The 18,166-nt window shown below is 60.3% G+C and carries 17 protein-coding genes; 16 read left to right on the top strand and 1 reads right to left on the bottom strand.

The window, feature by feature from the left end; all coding sequences use genetic code 11:
- Positions 1-93: 93 nt before the first annotated feature.
- Positions 94-2,013: an O-linked N-acetylglucosamine transferase, SPINDLY family protein gene (locus AC4CWF_RS15810; RefSeq protein WP_491282592.1), complete on the bottom strand. Its 1,920-nt coding sequence runs from the start codon at positions 2,011-2,013 to the stop codon at positions 94-96.
- Positions 2,014-2,330: 317 nt separating this feature from the next.
- Here AC4CWF_RS15810 and AC4CWF_RS15805 point away from each other — a divergent pair, with 317 nt between their 5' ends.
- The 16 genes from AC4CWF_RS15805 to fliQ all read left to right on the top strand — a co-directional run bounded on the left by AC4CWF_RS15805 (position 2,331) and on the right by fliQ (position 18,103).
- Positions 2,331-3,266 carry a flagellin N-terminal helical domain-containing protein gene (locus AC4CWF_RS15805; RefSeq protein WP_491282591.1) on the top strand — a complete coding sequence of 312 codons (936 nt, stop codon included), beginning with the start codon at positions 2,331-2,333 and terminating at the stop codon, positions 3,264-3,266.
- 311 nt (positions 3,267-3,577) lie between these two features.
- Positions 3,578-4,513 (top strand): flagellin N-terminal helical domain-containing protein, encoded by a 936-nt coding sequence (locus AC4CWF_RS15800; RefSeq protein WP_491282590.1) that lies wholly within the window; start codon positions 3,578-3,580, stop codon positions 4,511-4,513.
- Between the two features lie 308 nt (positions 4,514-4,821).
- Complete coding sequence (locus AC4CWF_RS15795) at positions 4,822-5,790, top strand: flagellin N-terminal helical domain-containing protein (RefSeq protein ID WP_491282589.1); 969 nt, start codon at positions 4,822-4,824, stop codon at positions 5,788-5,790.
- 237 nt (positions 5,791-6,027) lie between these two features.
- Positions 6,028-6,669, top strand: a complete 642-nt coding sequence (locus AC4CWF_RS15790) for a hypothetical protein (RefSeq protein WP_491282588.1) — start codon at positions 6,028-6,030, stop codon at positions 6,667-6,669.
- Entirely contained in the window at positions 6,666-7,985 is a 1,320-nt protein-coding gene (locus AC4CWF_RS15785) for a MotB family protein (protein WP_491282587.1), read from the top strand. Before AC4CWF_RS15790 ends, AC4CWF_RS15785 begins: the two co-directional genes overlap by 4 nt.
- Before the next feature lie 23 nt (positions 7,986-8,008).
- The gene (gene motC / locus AC4CWF_RS15780) at positions 8,009-9,262 is read left to right on the top strand and encodes a chemotaxis protein MotC (RefSeq protein WP_491282586.1); all 1,254 of its coding nucleotides are present in this window, start codon (positions 8,009-8,011) and stop codon (positions 9,260-9,262) included.
- A 4-nt stretch (positions 9,263-9,266) separates the two neighbouring features.
- On the top strand, positions 9,267-10,694 hold the full coding sequence (gene fliK / locus AC4CWF_RS15775) for a flagellar hook-length control protein FliK (RefSeq protein WP_491282585.1): 1,428 nt from the start codon (positions 9,267-9,269) through the stop codon (positions 10,692-10,694).
- Positions 10,636-11,199, top strand: a complete 564-nt coding sequence (locus AC4CWF_RS15770) for a transglycosylase SLT domain-containing protein (RefSeq protein WP_491282584.1) — start codon at positions 10,636-10,638, stop codon at positions 11,197-11,199. Before fliK ends, AC4CWF_RS15770 begins: the two co-directional genes overlap by 59 nt.
- Before the next feature lie 283 nt (positions 11,200-11,482).
- Complete coding sequence (locus tag AC4CWF_RS15765) at positions 11,483-12,154, top strand: response regulator transcription factor (protein ID WP_491282582.1); 672 nt, start codon at positions 11,483-11,485, stop codon at positions 12,152-12,154.
- A gap of 227 nt (positions 12,155-12,381) precedes the next feature.
- On the top strand, positions 12,382-13,926 hold the full coding sequence (locus tag AC4CWF_RS15760) for a flagellar hook protein FlgE (protein ID WP_491282580.1): 1,545 nt from the start codon (positions 12,382-12,384) through the stop codon (positions 13,924-13,926).
- Between the two features lie 29 nt (positions 13,927-13,955).
- Positions 13,956-15,404 carry a flagellar hook-associated protein FlgK gene (gene flgK / locus AC4CWF_RS15755; protein WP_491282579.1) on the top strand — a complete coding sequence of 483 codons (1,449 nt, stop codon included), beginning with the start codon at positions 13,956-13,958 and terminating at the stop codon, positions 15,402-15,404.
- 3 nt (positions 15,405-15,407) lie between these two features.
- Positions 15,408-16,493 (top strand): flagellar hook-associated family protein, encoded by a 1,086-nt coding sequence (locus AC4CWF_RS15750; RefSeq protein ID WP_491282578.1) that lies wholly within the window; start codon positions 15,408-15,410, stop codon positions 16,491-16,493.
- 37 nt (positions 16,494-16,530) lie between these two features.
- The gene (gene flaF, locus AC4CWF_RS15745) at positions 16,531-16,878 is read left to right on the top strand and encodes a flagellar biosynthesis regulator FlaF (protein ID WP_491282577.1); all 348 of its coding nucleotides are present in this window, start codon (positions 16,531-16,533) and stop codon (positions 16,876-16,878) included.
- Entirely contained in the window at positions 16,875-17,324 is a 450-nt protein-coding gene (gene flbT, locus AC4CWF_RS15740) for a flagellar biosynthesis repressor FlbT (RefSeq protein WP_491282576.1), read from the top strand. The genes flaF and flbT overlap by 4 nt, the downstream gene beginning before the upstream one ends.
- The gene (gene flgD / locus AC4CWF_RS15735; protein WP_491282575.1) at positions 17,315-17,797 is read left to right on the top strand and encodes a flagellar hook assembly protein FlgD; all 483 of its coding nucleotides are present in this window, start codon (positions 17,315-17,317) and stop codon (positions 17,795-17,797) included. The genes flbT and flgD overlap by 10 nt, the downstream gene beginning before the upstream one ends.
- Before the next feature lie 39 nt (positions 17,798-17,836).
- Positions 17,837-18,103, top strand: a complete 267-nt coding sequence (fliQ, locus tag AC4CWF_RS15730) for a flagellar biosynthesis protein FliQ (RefSeq protein ID WP_491282574.1) — start codon at positions 17,837-17,839, stop codon at positions 18,101-18,103.
- The last annotated feature ends 63 nt before the right edge of the window (positions 18,104-18,166 follow it).

Below are 18,166 nucleotides of genomic sequence, written 5' to 3'. Positions count from 1 at the left end.
TCTCCAGCGCCTCGAACGCAAAAAGCTCCCCGGCATAGACCGGAGAGCTTTTTGATGAGGGGAGGGCGGTGGCAGGACCGCCCGGTCGAAAGGTCAGTTCCCCTCGATCAGGAAAGGTTGCGTGCGCGCGGCAAGTGCCGGGATGTCGATATGATCGGGCGCCAGTTTCTGGCGGGCGCGTTCCGCCATCATCTCGTAGCCTGTCTCCAGGTGACGGCAGAAACGCTCGGCATCGAAGAGCGGCTTCACCAGCCGGTTCTCTTCAAGGCGCGCGCGAAGTGCCTTCACCTTCTCGGGGTTTTCATAAAGCGCCACGGCCTGTTTCAGGTAGTCGGCCTCATCCTCGGCAATCAGGTCCGGCACGCCGATGGCGTTCAGCAGGCTTTCCGAAACGCGCGAGGCAAAATGCTGGCCCTTCATCGTCAGAACCGGAAGGCCCGCCCAAAGCTGTTCGGAAGTCGTGGTATGGCCGTTATAGGGATAGGTGTCGAGACCGACATCGGCGAGCGACAGGCGTGCCAGATGCTCCTCATAGGAGACGACCTTGGTGAACACGATACGTTTCGTCTCGATGCCCGCTGTGGTCAGCTTGCGCAGGATGTTGTCGCGGCTGTCGTTCGACTTGCACATGATCCACAGCACGCTTTTCGGCGTCGCCTTCAGGAGTTTGATCCAGAGGTTGATATTGGCAAGCGAGATCTTGCGCGTGGCGTTGAACGAGCCGAAGACGAAGGCGTCTTGCGGCAGCTTGGCATCGGCGCGGGTAAAAAGGTCGCGGCGCGGGCGCTCATAGGGATCGTTCGGCTGGTAGGTCTCCGGCATCCGGCAGAACTTTTCCCAGTAATGCGGCTTGGAGCTATCCGGCAGAACATGATGGTCGCCGATGATGTAATCGAGATCGGTGTTGACGGTGGTGCCGGGAAAACCGAGCCAGGCGACCTGTACGGGAGCCGCCTTGAAATTGAGGATGCCCGGCCGGCCGCCACGGGTGTGCCCCTTCATCTCGACGAGGATATCGATGTTGTGCGACCGGATGACCTCGGCCGTTGCCGGGTAGCTGAGGTCACGCACGTTGACGATACGGCCCCAGTTTTCGCGCCCGGTCTCGTGTTCCAGGTGCTTGGGATCTGTATAGCAGAACAGCGTCAACTCGAAGCGCTCCGGATCATGCGCTTCGAGCACGGCGCGGAACAGCTTCATCGTCGCGTGCTGGCTCCAGAAGTCCGACGACAGGTAACCGATGCGGATCTTCTGCCCCCATGTGTGCGGCATGGTGAGCCGCTCCTGCGGGTTGCTGGCCGGAAAGGCATCCGCCTTGTAGCTGACGAGCTTGTTCATCGCCTCGTCGGTCAGCCAGTGCAGGTTATAGAATGGCGTTTCCACGCCAAGCAGCCGGCGATCGTTGCTGGCGATACGCTCCAGGCGCGGCTGCAGGCGCTCCATTTCGGCATAGTTGTTGATTTCGCGCTGCGCCACCAAATGCGCCATGATCAGGATCAAGCTGTTGGGCATGCGCGACAACAAGTTGGCAACGGATTCGCGGTCGCGGTCGTTTTCCGGCGTGCCGGTCAAAAGCAGGAAGGCGAGGCTGTTGTGCTGGGAATTCTCGCTCATCGACAGGGCCGGCAAAAACACCCGCACCATGTCCTTTTCACCGCGTTTCATGAACAGCGAGGTGATGATGAAGGCGAGATCCGGATCCTTTTGGGCGCGCTGCAGAAGCGGGCGGCCAAGGCTCAGCGCAAGGTCGTCCTGGCCCAGATCGAAATAGATCTTCATCGCCTCGGCATAATAGTCCTCGGCGCGCGATCCCCCAAGTTCGGCGGCCAGCACATAGGTGCGGGCGGCATCCTCGCGAAACCCCAGCGCCACCAGCGTGCGGGCCAGAAGCGTATAGGTCTTGGCATCCTTGGAGTGGTCCAGCAGCTTGTTCAGCGAGGTCAGCGCCTCGGTGAAATGGCCGCGGTGAAAGCTCTTGGAAGCATCGGAAAACAGGGTCTGCGGGCTCAACATCCAGGCTCCGGATTGGGTTGCCGATCATTGATCGCGGACGAGAAGAATCCACGCTCGGTTTACCATTCCTAAAGAGCCAAGCTTGCCCGAAACCGGTGGCCCCGCACGGTTGACGAATCAATGACCGGATAGCTGCAATTGTCCATAGCCACTTAAGACATCTGCAATGATTGTCTGCGACTGTCATTCTCACATGACGGGTTTGGTTTTCCTGAAGATCCGGAACCGAGTGGGCATGAAGCCAGACGTCATCACCGGTATTTATAGCCCGGTATGTCCCCCAGTAGTACTCCGTCAAACAAGGGACTAGATTCACCATGACCAGCATTCTCACGAACAACGGTGCAACCGCTGCACTGGCGACCATGCGCTCCATCAACAACGACATGGAGACCACGCAGAACCGCATTTCGTCGGGCTACAAGGTCGAAACCGCTGCTGACAACGCCGCTTACTGGTCGATTGCGACCACGATGCGTTCCGACAACAAGGCTCTCGGCACCGTTCAGGATGCTCTCGGCCTTGGCGCTGCCACCACCGATGTCGCCTACACTGCACTTGAAGCCTCGATCAACGTGGTCGACGAAATCAAGTCGAAGATCACCGCCGCTTCCGAACCGGGCGTTGACAAGGAAAAGATCCAGAAGGAAATCAAGCAGCTGCAGGACCAGCTGGTTTCGATCTCCAAGTCGGCCTCGTTCTCCGGCGAAAACTGGGTTTACCACACGGCATCCGCCGGCACCGGCACGCAGGCTATCGTTGGTTCGTTCAACCGCGACGACGCCGGCAATGTCAGCCTGACGACGCTGGAATACGACACCAGCAACTCCTCGCTGGTCGAAGTCGACTCGTCCGGTTCCTACGTCACTTCAGTCGGCAAGGGCCTCCTGTCCTCGAACATCGAGTACACGAACGCCACCGGTTCGACTGCAACGACGAGCTTCTCCGTTCTGACGCTCGACGTCAGCAGCGATGACCTGACGGAAGCCCTGAAGGCTGTCGACAAGGTTCTCCAGGACATGACGGATGCAGCCGCAGACGTCGGTGCCCTCAACAGCCGCATCGAAATGCAGGATACCTTCGTTGCCGACCTGATGGACTCCATCGACAAGGGCGTTGGCAAGCTGGTTGACGCCGACATGAACGAAGAATCGACCCGCCTCAAGGCTCTGCAGACGCAGCAGCAGCTCGGCATCCAGGCGCTCTCGATCGCCAACAGCGACTCGCAGAACGTTCTGTCGCTCTTCCGTTAATCGCTTTTTGATTGACCGATACCGTTCGCACTGGATCGCGCCCCGCAAGGGGCGCGATCTGCGTTTGGGGCCAGGGCGAGGCCCCGCCGCCTTTCGGGATGCGCGAAATTCTTTCAGCAATGTTGAGGCGTTAACGGATCTTGCACCTGCGCTTTACGCTTCGTTAACCACATTAAGGTTAACTGAAGTCACTCAAGCGGTGCGCCTCGCTTTCACGGAAAAGCTGAGACGAGCATGAAGCGTATCACCCCTTGCCGGAGAGAAACCGGAATGTCCCTGATTTTTTCGTCCGCACATAGGGGCACTTTCAAATGACGAGCATTCTGACCAACACGGCTGCCCTGGCAGCTCTCTCCACCCTCCGTTCGATCAACAGCGACATGGAAACCACGCAGAGCCGCATCTCCTCCGGTTACCGGATCGAGAACGCTTCTGACAACGCCGCTTACTGGTCCATCGCCACCACGATGCGGTCCGACAACAAGGCACTGTCGACCGTTCAGGACGCCCTTGGCCTCGGCGCTGCCACCACCGATGTCGCCTACACTGCACTTGAAGCCTCGATCAACGTGGTCGACGAAATCAAGGCGAAGATCACTGCTGCTTCCGAGCCAGGCGTTGACAAGGCAAAGATCCAGAAGGAAATCGACCAGCTTCAGGACCAGCTCCTGTCGATCTCCAAGTCGGCTTCCTTCTCCGGCGAAAACTGGGTCTACCACACGGCATCCGCTGGCGTCGGCACGCAGTCGATCGTCGGTTCGTTCAACCGTGACGATGCCGGCAATGTCAGCCTGACGACGCTCGAATACGACACCAGCAACTCCTCGCTGGTCGAAGTCGACTCGTCCGGTTCCTACGTCACTTCAGTCGGCAAGGGCCTCCTGTCGTCCAACATCGAATACACGAACGCCACCGGTTCGACTGCAACGACGAGCTTCTCCGTTCTGACGCTCGACGTGACCACCGACGACCTGACCGAAGCGCTGAAGGCTGTCGACAAGGTTCTCCAGGACATGACGGATGCCGCTGCAGACGTCGGCGCCCTCAACAGCCGCATCGAAATGCAGGACACCTTCGTTGCCGACCTGATGGATAGCTTCGACAAGGGCATCGGCAAGCTCGTCGACGCTGACATGAACGAGGAATCGACCCGCCTGAAGGCTCTGCAGACGCAGCAGCAGCTGGGTATCCAGGCGCTCTCGATCGCCAACTCCAGCTCGCAGAACATCCTGCAGCTCTTCCAGTAAGACGAACGGAGGGTCTGGTACCCTCCCGGATAGTCGACAGATCCTCATCAAGGCCGCGCGAAAAATGCGCGGCCTTTTTGCGTTGCAGATCACCCGCTCCAGCTTCGCGCAGGCTACGGCACGTCTAATGGTCGTTGAGAAAGGCTGTTGCGTTAACGTCTCGTTAACTCTACACGCCTGCACCATCGCTAAAGAACGCCGAGCTGGCAGTGGGCAGAAGCCCCTTTCCCAGCGAGCATGATGCTGATCGCGCGTTGCCGGCCAAGCCTCCGGTATGTCCCTTTACAAAAGCCAGGGGCACATCCTCGATGACCAGTATCATTACCAACACCGGCGCAATGGCTGCGCTTCAGACCCTACGCGCAATCAACCAGGACATGGAAACGGTGCAGAACCGTATTTCATCCGGCTACCGCGTCGAAACGGCCGCCGACAACGCCGCCTACTGGTCCATCGCCACCACCATGCGCTCCGATAACAAGGCGCTGTCGACCGTGCAGGACGCCTTGGGCCTTGGCGCTGCCAAGACCGATACGGCCTATACAGGCCTTGAATCGGCAATTTCCGTCGTCGACGAGATCAAGAGCAAGATCGTCGCTGCTTCCGAGCCTGGCGTCGACAAGACGAAGATCAACAAGGAACTGGCCGAGCTGAAGAACCAGCTGGCCTCGATTGCGGAATCGGCCTCTTTCTCCGGTGAAAACTGGCTTTACAACACCACGACGACAGGCGCTGCGGTCAAGAACATCGTCGCGTCCTTCAACCGTTCGGCCGACGGTGCCGTCTCGCTGACGACGCTCGAATATGATGCCGCCGGTTCGGTGATGATCGATACCCACAGCGCCGGCCGCGGTCTCCTGACCAAGGACTGGTCGGTGACGCAGCCCAACGGCACGGCCGGAACCACGGTTGCCAATTATTACCTGCTCGATGCCAACTCCACCCTGATGGGGACGGGCTCCGAAATCTTCATCGACAACACCACCTCTTCCGATGACCTCGCCGGCATGCTGAAGGCTGTCGAGGCCATGCTGCAGGAGCTGACCGATTCGGCCGCGACGCTTGGTGCCATCACCAGCCGCATCGACATGCAGGACGAGTTCGTCTCGACGCTGATGGACGTGATCGACAAGGGTGTGGGGCGCCTCGTTGATGCCGACATGAACGAGGAATCGACGCGTTTGAAGGCGTTGCAGACCCAGCAGCAGCTCGGCATCCAGGCGCTGTCGATTGCCAATACCAACGCGCAGAACATTCTCCAGCTGTTCCAGCAGTAAGCCTGTTTGCAAAAGTTACCGCCAAAACCGTGCCGGGCCGCGACATCTCCGTCGTTGCCCGGCATTCTTCATCCTCGCGCAAGTTTGGCAGCCTAAAGTTCCAGTATATTCACGTTCCCACTATATTCACGCTCTTTGTCTAATGACGGGCTTCGTGCTTCGGGACTTTAATCGGGACAGTGTCATGATCGCCTTGGCGAAACTTCGATCCTTCCACAGCCGCACCGGAGCGCGCGCATGACGGCGCCGCTTGCACGTTATCTCAAGGATTTCGGCGCGGCCCCGGTTGCCATGCCGGTGATGCCAAGCTTTGACGACGAGGAGCAGGACAGCCCCTTTTCCTTCGATAGCATGCCGTCCGAACCACCCGTTGACCTCGACGCAGAACGGGCCGCGGCCCATGCCGAGGGCGAGGCGCAGGGCCGCTCAGAAATCCAGGCGCTCTGGGACGAAGAACGCGCGGCAACCGCTGCACGCCATGCCGAGGAAATCGCAACGCTTCGCCATTCGCTCGAGGAGCAGGCCGCCGCCCGCATCGAGACCGGCTTCCGCTCAGCGGTCGAAATGCTCGCCGGCTGCCTGTCGGATCAGGTCGCGCAGGTGCTGGCGCCTGTGCTGACCGAAGCGCTGGCGCAAAAGGCGATCGGCGAACTGGCGCAGATGATCCGCTCAGCGCTTGCCGCAAGCCCGGCAGCGATTGTCACCGTGCATGGCCCGCTTTCTCTTTTCGATCTCCTGCAACAGTCCCTTGGCGAGGAGGCTCCGCAGCTTCGTCATGTCGAGGCGCCGGATCTAGATCTGTCCGTTGATATTGATGAGGCTGTGCTCGTGACGCGTATGTCCGCCTGGGCGGCCAGCCTGAAGAAGGTGCTGGGATGAGCGAACAGAACCATCACCACGGCAAGAATGAAATCATCATCATCAAGAAGCATGGCGGCGGTCATGGCGGTCACCATGGCGGCGCGTGGAAGATCGCCTTTGCCGACTTCATGACCGCAATGATGGCCTTCTTCCTGGTGATGTGGCTGGTCAACGCCTCCAACGAGGAAACCAAGGCTTCGGTCGCCAGCTATTTCAACCCGATTAAGCTGTCGGATGAGACGCCGGCCAAGAAGGGCCTGTCAAAACCCGTCGAGACATCCGAGGGACAGGAAAAGAAGGAACGCTCCAAGGTGAAGGCCGATGCCGACAAGGTCGGTTCGGCGGCTGCCACCGGCGAGGACCAGACCTCCAGCTCCGGCGACGAAGCCAATTATTCCGAAGCGGACTTCTTTGAAAATCCCTATTCCGTGCTTGCCGAAATCGCGCAGGAAGTGGGCCAGCAGGCCAATGTCAGCGCCAAGGGCGAGGGCGGTGCCAGCGATTCCGGCCCCGCGACCGGCGCCGATGGCGGCGAAGCCTTCCGCGATCCGTTCGATCCCGATTTCTGGACGAAGCAGGTCGAGGTGACCCGCGCCGATGGCCAGCAGAAGGCGCCGGCCGAACAGGTTGCCGCCGTGGAAGCCAAGGATGTAACGCCGGAGATGCTGCCGCCGTCTGCTGCAAGCGTTGCCGTTGCCGACATGCCGCCGCCTGACGACCAGCCGGTGGCCGTGCAAAAAACCCAACCCGGAAAGCCCGGGGAACTGACCGAGGCGCAGATCGCCATAGCCATTCCCCAGCCGCGGCCCAATCCGGCTGACATTCAGCCCGATGCGGGCGGCACTGAAGCGCCGACCGCGTCAAACACACAAAAAGAAGCCGATGAATTGCGCCAGGCAATCGAGAACCAGATTGCCGGCGTCTCGGGAAAGCTTGCCGAAGGGTTGATCGTGACACCAGCTGAAGGCGGCGTCCTCATTACCCTGTCCGATCAGAGCCAGACGCCGATGTTCAATGTCGGTTCTGCCGTCCCGCGCCGGGAAATGGTGCTGGCGATGGAGAAAATCGGCGGGCTGCTCAAGGGCCGGCCGGGCGACGTCGTGATCCGTGGCCATACCGATGCGCGGCCCTTCCGTGATACCCAGAACGATAACTGGCGCCTGTCGGCGGCCCGTGCCCACAGCGCCTATTTCATGCTGGTGAAGGGCGGGCTTGAGGATACGCGCGTCAAGCAGATTTCCGGCTTTGCCGACCGGCGCCCGCAGGTGCTTGACGATCCGATGGCCGACCAGAACCGGCGCATCGAGATCCTGCTTCAGGACGGCAAGGGCTGACGATGGGCAAATACAGGACATCGATGAAACGTCTGGCTGCCGCCGTTGTCGTGGCCGGCTTGCCGCATGTCGCGCCGGCGCAGCAGGTGGTCGATGGCCTTGAACCCTACCAGATGCTGCGCTCCCTGCAGTTCCTGCAGGATACGGTTGTCATGGGCGACCATTCGGCCGCAGAAATGCAGCGCTTCATGCTGTCGACCATCGATCGCAACCTGCGCACCATCAATCCGGCCGTGTTCGACGATCCGCGCAATGTCGATGCAGCACTCATCTACGCGATGAGCGGCGGCAATCCGGCAACGCTCGAATTTCTCGTGGCCAAGGATCGCTCGGGCAATTTCGATACGCGCGTCGCCGATGCCCTGCGCAAATATCTCGCCGGCAAGGGCGCCATGATTGCCGGCGGCATGGCAAAGATGGTGCCGGAATATCGCGGCCAGCGGATCGGCCCCTATCTGGCGCTGATTGCCGGCAATGTCACAGTGACGAAGAACCCGAAGGATGCGCTGGTCTTCTACGACTGGGCACGCCTGACCGCGCCGGGAACCATCCTGGAGGAGGCGGCACTGCGTCGCTCCGTTGCCATCACCGTCGAGACGGGAATGGTGGAAAAGGCGCTGTCCTATTCGCGCCAGTATGCGCGCCGTTTTGTTTACTCGCCTTATGCCAGCCAGTTTGCCGATCTGTTCGTGCGGCTGGTCGTGTCGCATTTTGGTGCGGTCTCGGCAGACGATGTCAAGAGCGCGCTGGAGAGGATGGATGACGATCGCAGCCGTGAGATCTACCTGCGCATAGCCCGCCAGGCAGCCATTGAAGGTAAGTCAGAGCTTGCGCAATTTGCCTCCGATGAGGCGAAAGCGCGTGGCGCGTCGATGTCCGACCGGGATCGCTCCGTCGCCCGTCTTTTTGGCGGTGTCGCCAAGCTGCCGAACGGCAAGGTTGAAGACGCAGCCCAGGCGCTGGCCGATATTCCAGAGGCGACGCTGAGCCCTGAAGACCAGGCGCTGAGGGCAGCGGCCCAGCGGGTGGCCGAGGAGGTTCTGCGCCCGCCTGTTGCCGAAAGCTTCGGACAAGACGCAGCCGCTAATGTAGCAAATGACATCAGCGGAGAGACTGTTTCCGCAGTCTCCGGCAATGAACAGGCCGGACAAGCCGCTGCACCCTCCAAGAGGCCGGGTGGCAGCGCTCCAAAGCTCGATCCAGCTTTCCAGACCTATGTCGACAGGGGCCGTTCGACGCTTGATGCCATCGACGACCTGTTGAAGGGGGAGAACTAATTTCATGGTTGCTGTTGACGTTTCAACGAGGGCTCCGGCCGTCGATCCTGCATCTGCGCCCAGAATTTCCGGGAGCGGCCGGGGAGAGGGCGGCGAAGGCGGGTTTGGGTCGGCGCTGGACAGCCTCGATCAGGGTGGCCGCCGGGCGCTGGGCCGCAAGGGCGAGGATGAAAATTCCACAAGCCCTTCGCCGGGCGAAACCGCAGGCGGGGAAAACGGCGAAGAAACATCACGCCTCAATCTCAGTGCCGCAACGCTTGCCCGTTCGCGCATGGCTACCGGTTCCGGCGAAACCGCCGCGCAGAAAATGCGCACGACAATCGGTGCCGACAAGACGCTTGTCGATGCAGGCGAGGCGCTCGCAGATGCCTCCGGCGATACCCTGGTCTCGGCTAAGGCGGGTCAGGGCACAAAAAGCCTGAAGGACTTGGCAAAGACCAGCAGGGAGGACGCCGGTGAACCGGCAGAAGGCGAGGAGAAAACTGCCGAAGCTGCAGCCTTGACCGATGAGCTTTCCTCGATGCTGACCCTGCTTGCCGGATCCGGCGCCTCCGGGGAAGCGCCGGCCGCGCGCCAGGCGGGTATGTCCGCCAAGGGCGGTCGTCAGGGCGAGGATGGCAAAAGCGAGCGCACGGCTGCAACGACAGACAAGGCAAACCCGCTGTCGGCCCTTGCTGCCGATGGCGAGACGCTGGTCATGCCAAATGGCGACGGTGCAACCGACACCCAGTCCGACGAGCGGACATTCCGCTTCGCCTCGGCGCGGGGCAAGGGTGCCAGCATGGATATGATCGTCGGAACGGCCAAGGACGGTAAGGCGAGTTTCGAGACGAAGGCGGCTTCGACGGGAGGCGCCGAGACGATTACCGTGCTTGATTCACGCCGCTTTCTCGGTTTCGGACAGTCGATCAATGGCGCGGCACTGACGGCTGCGATGTCGGGCGATCCGGAATGGACGAGCGCCATGCAGCCGGGTTCGGCGCTGTCCAACGCGGCTTCGCAGAGCAGCACCGGCAATGTCGTCAATACCCTGAAGCTGCAGATGACGCCGATCGACCTTGGCACCGTCACGGCCACGCTGAAGCTTGTCGGCGATACGCTGAACGTCCAGCTGACGGTGGAGAACCGGGCGGCCCACAAGCAGTTGACGCAGGATACAAGCGGCATCCTAGATGCGCTGCGCGCGCAAGGCTTTTCGGTCGACCAGGTGTCGGTCAACATCGCGCCGGCCGCCTCTGCCGATCCCTCGGCACAACAGGGGGATCTCGGCCAGCAGGCGGCGGGCTCCGGCGCCGGCAAGGATGGCAGCGCCGGCCGCGACCAGCAGGCCACTCAGTCCGGCCAGCCGGGCAGCACTTCGGGAATGATCGAGAATGACCCTCAGACGGATACTGGCGCTTACGGCGCTCGGCCTGACCTTCTTTACGTCTGAGGCGCTTGCCGTCTCTCCAGGCGCCTGTGAAACCGAAATACAGGCGGCTGCGGCGAAATACGGCATCCCCGAGGGCATCCTCTATTCGGTCGGTCTTACCGAGACCGGCCGCAAGGGCAGCCTTTACCCCTGGGCGCTGAATATCGAGGGCAAGGCGCTGTTTCCCGACAGCCCCATGGCGGCCTTCCAGGCCTTCCAGGCGGCGCGCAGCGAGGGCAAGGTGCTCATCGATATCGGCTGCATGCAGATCAACCACCACTTCCACGGAGAGAATTTCCCCTCCATGCGGGCGATGTTCGACCCGAAATCCAACGTGGAATATGCCGCGAAATTCCTGCGCAATCTCCACGACCGGCACGAGACGTGGACGATGGCGGTGGCCCGATACCACGCCGGGCCCAATAACGACCCCGCCCAGAAGCGGTATGTCTGCCGTGTCATTGCCAATCTGGTGGCCACCGGCTACGGAAAATGGACGCAGACCGCCTCGCAATTTTGCGGTTAAAACGCAACCCTGGATTGGTTTCTCGCGAAAAAATGCATGCTGTCCGATTCCTGCCACGGATTGGACCAAAACGAGGCAGGGCAAGAGCAACTTTATTTTGCGTTAACTTTTCCACCGGTGAATTGTGCTTTTTGCAAACGAGAGGCACTAAATGTGGACCAAATCGCGACACAAGGGTTAAGCAACTATTAAATTGCATAGTTAACTTCGTGTAGTTGTCCAAGATTCGTACGATTCGTACCCATAGTCCATCGAGGCACCACACTGATTCGGAGGCGGACGAATGATCGTAGTGGTTGATGAGCGTGAGCTTGTTAAAGAGGGTTACACCTCACTTTTTGGACGCGAGGGAGTTCCCTCGACTGGGTTTGATCCGAAGGAATTCGGAGAATGGGTCGCCACGGCGGCAGACACGGATATCGACGCCGTGGAAGCTTTCCTGATCGGCCAGACCGGACGCGCACTCGAACTGCCGCGGGCCATCCGCGAGCGGACGACCGCACCGGTCATTGCCGTCAGCGACCAGCATTCGCTGGAAGCAACGCTTGCCCTCTTCGACAGCGGCGTCGACGATGTGGTGCGCAAGCCGGTTCATCCCCGGGAGATCCTGGCCCGTGCCGCGGCGATCCGCCGCCGGCTCAAGGCAATTTCCAATTTCACCGATGTCGGCCCCATCCGGGTGTTTTCCGACGGACGCGATCCGGAAATCCACGGCGACATCTTCCCGCTGCCGCGCCGCGAGCGCCGCATCCTGGAATACCTAGTCGCCAACCGTGGCCGTCGCGTTTCCAAGACCCAGATCTTCAACGCGATCTATGGCATCTTCGACGAGGAAGTCGAAGAAAACGTCGTGGAAAGCCACATCAGCAAGCTGCGCAAGAAGCTGCGCAAGAAGCTCGGTTTCGACCCGGTCGATTCCAAGCGCTTCCTCGGCTACTGCATCGACTGGAACTGACACAGTTTCGCCTGCGAGCCGGCCTCGATTCATTCGTGATTATCCATATACAACCCCGGAAATCGACGTCGGTTTCCGGGGTTGTATTTTGTCTGGCTTATGGAAGAGCCAGACAAAAGTTTCCTGTCTCGAGCTGCGGCAGCGCCCGCCGCAAATGTGAAGACAGACAGCTTCACGCAAGGCCCGTCATCTAGTGTCCACACCATAGGCAATACGGGGATTTTGATATGAGCCTTTACGGAACGATGCGGACCGGTGTGTCCGGAATGAACGCCCAGGCGAACCTGCTGGGGACGGTTTCAGACAACATCGCCAATTCGAGCACGGTCGGCTACAAAAAGTCGTCGACGCAGTTTTCATCGATGATTTTGCCGTCTTCGAACGGTGCCTACAATTCGGGCGGCGTCAACACCACGATCCGCTATTCGATCAACGACCAGGGCTCGTTTACCTACACGACGTCCGCCACCGACCTTGCCATCAATGGCGAAGGCTTCTTCATCGTGCAGGGCAGCGACGGCGTCGACTATCTGACGCGCTCCGGCAATTTCGAGATCCAGAACGATGGTTCGCTGCAGAACGCGGCCGGCTTCACGCTGATGGGCTACCCCTATTCCTCGACCGAAGATCCGACGATCGTCATCAACGGTTTCGAAGGCCTCACCGAGATCAATGTCGCCGCCGGCGGCCTGAAGTCCACGGCCTCCAGCGCCGGTACCGTCAGCGGCAACCTGCCGGGCAACGAGGCGGTCGGCTACACCAAAAAATCGTCGCTCGTGGCTTACGATTCGCAGGGCAATTCGCGAACCCTCGATCTCGTCTACACCAAGGCCTCCGAAAACAGCTGGACGCTCGACGTGCAGTATAACGGCGTCTCGGTAACCGGCCAGGTCGCATCCGGCTCCACCACGGCTGCCGTCAACGGCAACCTCTATGCCGCGGCTGCCACCGGCGCCACCTATTCCAGCAAGTCGGTGGCCTATGACAGCACGGGCGCTGCCCACACGCTGAACTATAACTACACCAAGACGGCGACCGGCTGGGATCTGGAAGTGCTGGACGGCACGACCTCGATCGGCACCTCGTCCCTGACCTTCGATGCGTCCGGCGTCCTCACCAGCTCGTCCACCATGACGACGACGGCCAGCGGTTCACTTGCTGCGTTGACCGTCGATCTGTCCGGCCTCAGCGCTGGCACGGGTGTCTCGTCGATCATCGGATCGTCGAATGGCAATGGCACTGGCTATGAGCTTTCCTTCGACGGCGCCGGCGCGCTGCAAAGCCCGACCAGCATCACCACGACGGCCCAGTCGATCGGCGGTGCCACGCTGAGTGGCCTGACGCTCGACATCTCAGGCACATCGCAGAAGGGCGCGGACTATTCGGTCACCGGCAATATCGACGGGCAGGGCGCAAGCTCGGTCGACAAGATCGAGATCAGCAAGGATGGCATCGTGTCCATCCTTTATGAAAACGGTCAGTCCATTCCCTCCTATCGTATCGCCATGGCCATGGTGCAGAGCCCCAACAACCTCAATCCGCTGGCCGGCAACGTCTACTCGCAGAGCAACGATTCCGGCGTCGTCGTCATGGGCTATGCGGGCAGCAGCGGCTACGGCGAGATCCTCTCGGGGGCGCTTGAAGATTCCAACGTCGATATCGGCGAAGAACTCACCGAGATGATCCAGGCCCAGCGGAATTACACCGCAAACTCCAAGGTCTTCCAGACCGGTTCCGAACTTTTGGAAACGCTGGTCAACCTCAAGAGGTAATCGCGTAACGTCTCGAAAAGGTTAGTCAAATGTCGCTTTCCACAGCATTGTCCACCGCACAGTCGATCTTCAACAACACCGGGACGCAAACCTCGGTCACGTCGACGAACATTTCCAACGCCCAGAACGCCAACTATGTCCGGCGCACTGCGGTTTTGGTCACCGCGGGCAATGGTGCGCTCGTGGCCGGCACCGAGCGGGTGCAGAATTCGACGCTCTTTCGCCAGACCATTGCAAGCACGTCGCTGGCCAGTGGCCAGACGACGCTGCTCAACGGGCTGGAAGAAATCCGCGGCCTGCTTGGCAATAACGACTATGACACCTCGCCGAGCACGCGGCTGAGCACGCTTCTGACCAATCTCGATGCCTATGCGGCAAAACCAAACGAGGCAACACTTGCCTCGACGGCCGTTTCCTCCGCGCAGGATGTCGTCGATACGCTGAACAATGCCGCGAGCGAAGTGCAGGCCATCCGCACCCGTGCGGATGCCGAGATCAAGAGCCAGGTCGACACGCTGAACAACCTGCTCAGCCAGTTCGAAAGCGCCAATACCGAGGTGATGCGGGCGACCGTGTCGAACTCCGACGCCAGCAATGCGCTCGACACACGCGATACGTTGCTGAAGCAGATTTCGGAAATCGTCGGCATCTCCACCGTCTCGCGCCCCGGCGGCGACGTTGCCATCTATACCAGCGACGGCACGACGCTGTTTGAGAAGATCCCGCGCACGGTCTCCTTCCAGCCGACGGCCACCTATACGGCCGGCACCACCGGCAATGCCATCTATGTGGATGGCGTGGCCATGAAGGCCGGCAACGGTTCCGATACGGATGCCAGCGGCTCGCTCCAGGCCCTCTTGCAGATCCGCGACGACATCGCGCCGAAATTCCAGAGCCAGCTCGACGAGGTGGCACGCGGCCTGATCGTCGCCTTTGCCGAAACCGGTCCGACCGGCGCGCTCACGCCGAAGGCCGGCCTCTTTACCAATGGCGTCGATGACAGCGTGCCCTCCAGCGGCACCGTGATCGCGGGCCTTGCCGGCAGCATTTCCATCAATGCCGCCGTAAAGACCAATCCGCAGCTTTTGCGCGATGGCGGCATCAATGGTGCAAGCTACGTGGTCAACACGCAAAGCTCGGCCGGCTTCTCGACGCTTCTCGACAGTTATTCCCAGGCGATGCAGACACCCCAGTCCTTCGATGCCTCGACCGGTATCGACGGCAATCTCGACGTGATGTCGTTTGCCTCGGATTCTGCCGGCTGGCTCGAAAGCCTGCGCAGCACCGCATCGTCGGCCGAGGAAAGCAAAAGCGCCATGCAGTCGCGTGCGCTGCAGGCCTATTCCAGCGAAACGGCGGTCAGCCTGGATGAGGAGCTGTCGCTGCTGCTCGATATCGAACAGTCCTATAAGGCTGCGACCAAACTCGTCAGCACCATTGATGAAATGATGCAGGCGCTTCTGTCGGTGGCGGGATAAACCATGAAAACCTCTTTCAGCTCGACCGTTTCCATCCAGACCAGCCTGCGCCAGGCCATGGCCAAGGCGCAGAGCGAACTCGTCAAGGCCAATGAGGAAGTCACCACCGGTGTGCATGCCGACATGGGCGTGGCGCTGGGGGGCAGCACGTCCCGCAGCATCGATCTCAGCCGCGATGTCATGCGCATCGATGCGCAGCTCACCACCAACTCGATTGCCGAGCAACGCCTGGATTCCTCCGAGGAAGCGCTGTCGAAGCTTTCCGACGTCAGCCAGAAAGTGCTGGATTCGCTGGCGGCGCTGACCGACAGCACCTCGACGCTTGGCGATGCACGCGCCGTGATCGGCAGCGCCATGGACACGTTCACGGATATCGCCAACACCTCGGTCACCGGTGAATACCTGTTTGCCGGCACCAATACCGATGTGAAGCCGCTCACCTCCTATTCCGAAGCCAGCTCGCCCTTCAATGCGGCGGTCGATACGGAATTGAATTTCTACCTGACGAGCAACGGCATCGCGTCCGCCGAGACCATGACGCCTTCGCAGATGCAGAGCTTCCTCACCGATCTCGAGGGCAAGTTCAACGGCACGACGGCGCTGAGCGACCCACCGCATACCGGTCTTGGCGGCCAGGATTTCTGGTCGAACTTCGTGTCGGATGCCAGCGACACCAATATGACGACGCGCATCAGCGCAACGGAAGTGGTGGCCACTTCGACCAATGCCAACAGCAGCGGCTTTCGCAGCTTCATGTTCGCCTCGGTCGTTGCCAGCAAGTTCCTGACGGAGGAAATTCCGGAAAACGTGCGCAGCGTCGTGGTGGAGAAATCCACGGCTGCGATCGGCAAGGCGATTTCCGGCCTCAACAGCCAGCGCTCCGAGATCGGGCTTTCGTCGCAGCGCGTCAAGCAGGCGGACGAGACCCTCGAAGCGCAGAAAACCATCATCGAAACGCATCTGAACGATCTTCAGGGCATCGATGCCTACGAAGCATCCACCCGGGTCACGTCGCTGCAGGCGCTTCTCGAAGCGGCCTACACACTGACCTCGCGAATTCAACAGCTGAGCCTTGTGAACTTCCTTTGATGACCGAAGGACGTTGGTGAAAATGAAGGATACATGAATGTACCAGTTTTCATATGCCGAGATCATGGAGGACGACGTCGCTGACGCCAAGTCCCGTGAGCGGCAGGCACTCGAGCGATCCATCGATCTGCTCAAGGCGGCACGCGATGCGCCGCCCAATGCACGTCAGACGATCGAAGCACTTTTCTACACCCGGCGCGTCTGGATCAGGTTCATCGAGGACCTGCGCCAGCCGGAAAACGAACTGAATCTCGAACTCCGAGCCAATCTCATCTCCATTGCCCTCTGGATCCTCAAGGAATGCGAACGCATCAGGCGTCGTCAGTCTGACAACTTCCAGGGCATCATCGACGTGACAACCATCATCAGGGATGGACTTAAATGAAAAGTACGCTGCGCATCTCGCTGAAATCCGGCGAAAGAATCTTCATCAACGGCGCCGTCCTGCGGGTGGACCGCAAGGTCGCGCTGGAATTCCTCAACGACGTGACCTTCCTTCTGGAAAACCACGTCCTCCAGCTGGAAGACGCCACGACGCCCCTGCGTCAGCTTTATTTCATTGCGCAGATGATGCTGATCAACCCCGAGGGGAAAGACCAGTCGCTGACGATGTTCCGCAAGTCCATCACCATGCTGCTCTCCTGCTTCCATGATGACGAGGTTCTGGCGGAATTGAAGCGCATCGATGCCATGGTGGCGAGCGGTCGCGCCTTCGACGCGCTGAAGGCAATCCGCGGGCTCTATGCCATCGAGGACCGCATTCTCAACAACCAGGAAATGACGCCGGCAACGGTCGAACAGATCCGTCGGGAGATCGCACCATGGCGGTAGACCCGGTCACCACGACGACGGCCACTGCGGCATCCAACCCCTGGGCCAATGCCGGCGCCTCGTCCACTGACAAGAACAATGCCAGCCTGAACTATGACAGCTTCCTGAAGCTGCTCATTGCCCAGATGAAAAACCAGGATCCGACCGATCCGATGGATGCATCCGAGCAGATCTCGCAGCTGGCGTCGTTCTCGCAGGTGGAGCAGACCATCCAGACGAACACGCATCTGAAGAGCATGCTGCAGGCCGAGGCGCTGACGCGGGCCGGCGATCTCGTCGGCAAATATGTCAAGAGCGCCGACGATACCGTCACCGGCAAGATCAAGGAAGCGCAGGTCTATTCCGACGGTCTCATCGCCGTCACCGAAAACGGCGACAAGGTGCTGATGCAGGCTGGCGTCATCCTGTCGAACGATCCGATCACCGACACGGAATCCTCGACGTCGGACACATCGACCGATACAAGCAACTGATCGAATCATCCCTGGATGTAACAGGGAAGGAGTGGCTCAATGAATGAAGCCGATGCACTTGAAATCATGCAGGCGGCGATGAGGACGGTCCTCGTCGCCTCCGGCCCCGCGGTCCTTGCGGCCATGGTGGTCGGCGTCGGCATCGCCTTTCTCCAGGCTCTCACCCAGATCCAGGAAATGACGCTGACCTTCGTGCCGAAGATCGTTGCCATCCTGCTCGCTGTCGGGCTGTCTGCGCCTTTCATCGGCAGCCAGATCTACCTGTTTGCAGAGCTTGTCTTTTCGCGCGTGCAGTCGGGTTTCTGACGCCGCTTCACACCGATGCCTGCGCAAGGTTCAGCCATCCTCGCGCAAGCTTCGACCTCTAGG

The sequence above is a fragment of the Neorhizobium sp. PAMB6630 genome (assembly GCF_058242775.1).
The sequence above is the reverse complement of the archived record's forward strand: the minus strand, read 5'-3'. Positions and strand labels throughout refer to the sequence as shown.

Bases quoted from the DNA above. Each gene is read 5' to 3' on its own strand.
- AC4CWF_RS15810 (WP_491282592.1), bottom strand. From the start codon at position 2,013: ATGTTGAGCCCGCAGACCCTGTTTTCCGATGCTTCCAAGAGCTTTCAC.
- AC4CWF_RS15800 (WP_491282590.1), top strand. From the start codon at position 3,578: ATGACGAGCATTCTGACCAACACGGCTGCCCTGGCAGCTCTCTCCACC.
- flbT (WP_491282576.1), top strand. From the start codon at position 16,875: ATGAAAAGTACGCTGCGCATCTCGCTGAAATCCGGCGAAAGAATCTTC.
- AC4CWF_RS15795 (WP_491282589.1), top strand. From the start codon at position 4,822: ATGACCAGTATCATTACCAACACCGGCGCAATGGCTGCGCTTCAGACC.
- AC4CWF_RS15770 (WP_491282584.1), top strand. From the start codon at position 10,636: ATGACCCTCAGACGGATACTGGCGCTTACGGCGCTCGGCCTGACCTTC.
- AC4CWF_RS15760 (WP_491282580.1), top strand. From the start codon at position 12,382: ATGAGCCTTTACGGAACGATGCGGACCGGTGTGTCCGGAATGAACGCC.
- flgK (WP_491282579.1), top strand. From the start codon at position 13,956: ATGTCGCTTTCCACAGCATTGTCCACCGCACAGTCGATCTTCAACAAC.
- flaF (WP_491282577.1), top strand. From the start codon at position 16,531: ATGTACCAGTTTTCATATGCCGAGATCATGGAGGACGACGTCGCTGAC.
- AC4CWF_RS15790 (WP_491282588.1), top strand. From the start codon at position 6,028: ATGACGGCGCCGCTTGCACGTTATCTCAAGGATTTCGGCGCGGCCCCG.
- AC4CWF_RS15750 (WP_491282578.1), top strand. From the start codon at position 15,408: ATGAAAACCTCTTTCAGCTCGACCGTTTCCATCCAGACCAGCCTGCGC.
- AC4CWF_RS15805 (WP_491282591.1), top strand. From the start codon at position 2,331: ATGACCAGCATTCTCACGAACAACGGTGCAACCGCTGCACTGGCGACC.
- AC4CWF_RS15765 (WP_491282582.1), top strand. From the start codon at position 11,483: ATGATCGTAGTGGTTGATGAGCGTGAGCTTGTTAAAGAGGGTTACACC.
- fliQ (WP_491282574.1), top strand. From the start codon at position 17,837: ATGAATGAAGCCGATGCACTTGAAATCATGCAGGCGGCGATGAGGACG.
- fliK (WP_491282585.1), top strand. From the start codon at position 9,267: ATGGTTGCTGTTGACGTTTCAACGAGGGCTCCGGCCGTCGATCCTGCA.
- AC4CWF_RS15785 (WP_491282587.1), top strand. From the start codon at position 6,666: ATGAGCGAACAGAACCATCACCACGGCAAGAATGAAATCATCATCATC.
- flgD (WP_491282575.1), top strand. From the start codon at position 17,315: ATGGCGGTAGACCCGGTCACCACGACGACGGCCACTGCGGCATCCAAC.
- motC (WP_491282586.1), top strand. From the start codon at position 8,009: ATGAAACGTCTGGCTGCCGCCGTTGTCGTGGCCGGCTTGCCGCATGTC.